This window comes from Pelagibacterium montanilacus (genome assembly GCF_003992665.1).
Lineage (GTDB): Bacteria > Pseudomonadota > Alphaproteobacteria > Rhizobiales > Devosiaceae > Pelagibacterium > Pelagibacterium montanilacus.
Genome location: NZ_RZMX01000058.1, coordinates 1,083 through 4,543, shown reverse-complemented (window position 1 = coordinate 4,543; position 3,461 = coordinate 1,083). Strand labels below are relative to the sequence as shown.

Below are 3,461 nucleotides of genomic sequence, written 5' to 3'. Positions count from 1 at the left end.
ACAAAAAAGGCCGCCACACGGGCGACCTTTAGCTTTGTTGCAACCAGCCAGCTCTTACTGAACGAGCGTCAGGTTCACTGCGGACTGACGTCCATCGCGACCAGTTTCGACTTCGTAGGTCAGCTTGTCGTTTTCGTAGAGGCCATCAAGGCCGCCGCTCTGAACGGCACTGACGTGGACGAAATGGTCGCTACCGCCGGTTTCAGGCGTGATAAAGCCAAAACCTTTGGTGGTATTGAAGAACTTGACGGTACCGTTGACGGTGGCCATGGGGAATATCCTTTAAGCTCGGAGCCGAAGCGAAACGAGCGGTTAGCCCTCTGCAACATGCGTGAGGGCACTACAAACGTTCGCATGATAGATCAGAGAGCCAAGGACCGGCATGACCGGCAGCAGGCAGCCGACATAGGCTGAAAACGTGTAGGGATCATATCGCACACAAATGGGATTGGCACAAGCTGCGTCGCCCGACAGGAAGCAGAATGGAGGAACTCGGGTCGCCTTGGCTGTTCCTGCGTCAGCACAGGCGGGTTTGTCGAGAAAAGCATGAGGCCAGGCGAGGGTCATGCTCAGAGCCGCAACGAGGAGTTTATCCCCGCCCGCTCCTCCTGGGCGTAGCAGGCTCGATGGTGGGTTGACCCCCCTATGGGCGCAGAACCAGCTGCCGCCGGGCAGACGTCCCCTGCTCGGACGATCATGGGACGGTGGGGGGAGCAAGGCCCATCGTGGAAGCCCTGACCCGATTTCGCCCTTCGTCTTTTGCGCGATAAAGGGCACGGTCGGCCCGCCCCAGAGCATCATCTGCACTTTGATCGCCCTTGCGCAAAGACGTCACGCCGACGCTGACTGTGAGGCCAATTGGTCCAGATTTGTCACTCAGGGGAGAGGCGGCAATCAATGTGCGAAGGCGCTCCGCAACCATCATCGCACCGCACTCATCCTCGTCGGGCAGCAGGACTGCGAACTCCTCCCCACCAATCCGCGCCAACAGATCACGACGACGGATGGCGCGCTTGAACCGTTCGGCTGCGTGACAAAGGGCCCCGTCGCCAACGGCATGTCCATGGGTGTCGTTGATGGTCTTGAAGTTGTCGAGATCAATGATGAATAGGCTGGCGGGCGCGTCAAAGCGCTTGAGCCTCTCCAATGCCTTGTTTGCAGCCGCCAGAAATCTCCGGCGGTTCTTGAGGCCGGTGAGTTCGTCGGTCTCAGCCAGCTTTTTGAGATCGAACTCGAGGAGCTTGCGGGTGGTAATGTCCTGATGAGTGACCACCGCCACGCGCTCGGCATCAGGGTCAGCGATCGTGTCTGCAGGATGGAGCCGCGTCACCCGGGCAAGAAACCAGCGTCGCACCTTCGGAGAATGGCACGGATACTCGGTTTCAAATCTCTCGCGGCGGCCGAAGAGCACGTCAGCCACGTTTTGGCCGAAGCGTTGTGCTGCCTTCGCGCCCGGTCCCTTGGCGCGTCTGCAAACGTCCAAATAGTTCTCGCCGAGAAAAGCACCCCGGCCACCGTTATCACTGGAAAACCGCCGCCAGGCCTGGTTGACGGCGACGATCATACCGTTCTGGTCGACAACGCAGATGCTTGCCGTCAGTGCGTCAAGCACAGCCCCGGAAAGCTGACGTTCTGATAACCAGTCCATCCCGCAATAGCTCCTCGGTGGCCGCAAGCGTCGGGCAACCGTCGTTAAAGGTGACATTAGGAAAAATCGGCTGAACGATTGCCGTTCAATTCGAGGCTCTATGCTGTTCGAAAGCGATGTTCACTCACTTGCGCATAGGATCGGAGCTTGGCCTATTGTGCGGAAACGCCGATGAAATAGCAAACGCGGTAGCCGCGACGGGTTTGCCATAAAGGTATCCCTGCGCGTGAGGGCAGCGCCATTTCTTGAGGAGCTTTTCCTGCTCTTCGGTCTCGACGCCTTCGGCGATCACGGACAATCCGAACTTGCGCGCCAGCATCAGCACGGCTTGAACAATGGCTGCGTCCGAGCCCTTTGCGCGAACGTTGCTCACAAAGCTTCGGTCGATCTTCAACCGCGTAATGGGAAACTGCTTGAGAAAAGCCAGCGAAGCGTAGCCCGTGCCAAAATCATCAAATGCCAGGCCAACACCCATGTCATGCAGCGCATTGAGCTGATCTTTCGCGCATTCATCGTCGGCCAGCATGATGTTCTCGGTGATCTCGAGTTCGAGCTGTCGTGCCGGAAATTGCGTTAGCGAGAGTGTTGACCGGACGGTCTCGGTCAAAGGGACGGTTTTCAACTGGGCCCCGAATAGGTTGACGCCCATAAGGAACCCGCTCGCTTGCCTGTTCCATGCAGCTCCTTGTCGGCATGCGGCCTCCAGCACCCAAGTCCCCACCGGAGCGGCAAGAGAGCTGTTCTCAAGGGTTGAAAGGAAGGCGCCCGGTGCAAGAAGTCCCCGCTCGGGGTGCCTCCATCGTAGCAGAGCCTCTGCACCTACGACCTGGCGATCTTCAAGCCTGATCTGCGGCTGATAAAACACCTCGAACTGCCTGGCTTCCCACGCTTCCCGAAGATCTATCTCCAAACTTCGCCGCGCAACGGCAGCGGTCTTCAATGCCGGGACAAATGAACGTTGGCCGTCTCCACCTTCGGCCTTTGCTTCGTAAAGGGCAAGGTCTGCACTGCCGATCAGCGTCGCTGCATCATCACCGTGGCTCGGCGACATGCCGATGCCGATGCTGCAGCCGACCCAAACCAGTCTGCCGGCCAGATCAAACGGCCTGCGCAGTTCACGACGAACCACGGTCGCCAGCGCCCCCGCCCGTGAAGGATCCGTCTCGCCCGTCAAAAGAATGGAAAACTTGTCGCTGCCCAGCCGTGCAACGTTCGCCATTCCAGTCGGAACGCAACGCCGAATTCTTAGCGCAGCTTCGATCAGAACAGCGTCCCCAGCCGCATGACCCAGCTGATCGTTGACTTCCTTGAACCGGTCCAGATCAACGAGCAACACGGTCGATTGCACGCTCTGCCCGAGGGCATTGTTGAGGTTCTCGAGGAATGACGTTCTGTTGGGCAGCAGCGTGAGCTGATCGAAATGAGCCAGGTGGTGCAGCCGATCATCGTTCGCCCGCCGTTTGGATACGTCCCGCACAATTGCCCCAAAGCGCGCTTCGCCCTCTTGGGTCCACATCGACAAGGACATTTCTATTGGGAAGTGGCTGCCATCGGAATGCTGTGCTGTGACTTCTAGGACGGTGCCGACAATCCGAGGCTGACCTCCGGCCAAAAGTCTTTCCATGCCCTTGGCATGCGCGCCACGCATTGGTTCGGGAATGATCACGTCGAGTGAGGTGCCCAATGCTTCTTCCGCTGGCAGCCCAAACATGCTCTCTGCGGCTGGGTTCCAGTGCACGATGAGCCCGTTAGCGTCGGCAACGATCATGGCATCCGGTGAGACATCGGCCCATTGTTGAAGAAACGCCATCTG

At 58.7% G+C, this 3,461-nt stretch carries 3 protein-coding genes; all 3 read right to left on the bottom strand.

Annotation, left to right across the window (positions count from 1 at the left end):
• Positions 1-54 precede the first annotated feature (54 nt).
• Entirely contained in the window at positions 55-270 is a 216-nt protein-coding gene (locus tag EO136_RS19190; RefSeq protein ID WP_127144299.1) for a cold-shock protein, read from the bottom strand.
• Between the two features lie 424 nt (positions 271-694).
• Positions 695-1,648, bottom strand: a complete 954-nt coding sequence (locus EO136_RS19185) for a sensor domain-containing diguanylate cyclase (protein WP_164730524.1) — start codon at positions 1,646-1,648, stop codon at positions 695-697.
• A gap of 124 nt (positions 1,649-1,772) precedes the next feature.
• Positions 1,773-3,461: putative bifunctional diguanylate cyclase/phosphodiesterase (locus EO136_RS19180; protein WP_164730648.1), on the bottom strand; the 1,689-nt coding region annotated here is incomplete at its 5' end.

What these genes read in the sequence shown, in the direction of transcription:
- EO136_RS19190 (WP_127144299.1), bottom strand. Translation starts at nt 270, where the DNA reads ATGGCCACCGTCAACGGTACCGTCAAGTTCTTCAATACCACCAAAGGT.
- EO136_RS19185 (WP_164730524.1), bottom strand. Translation starts at nt 1,648, where the DNA reads ATGGACTGGTTATCAGAACGTCAGCTTTCCGGGGCTGTGCTTGACGCA.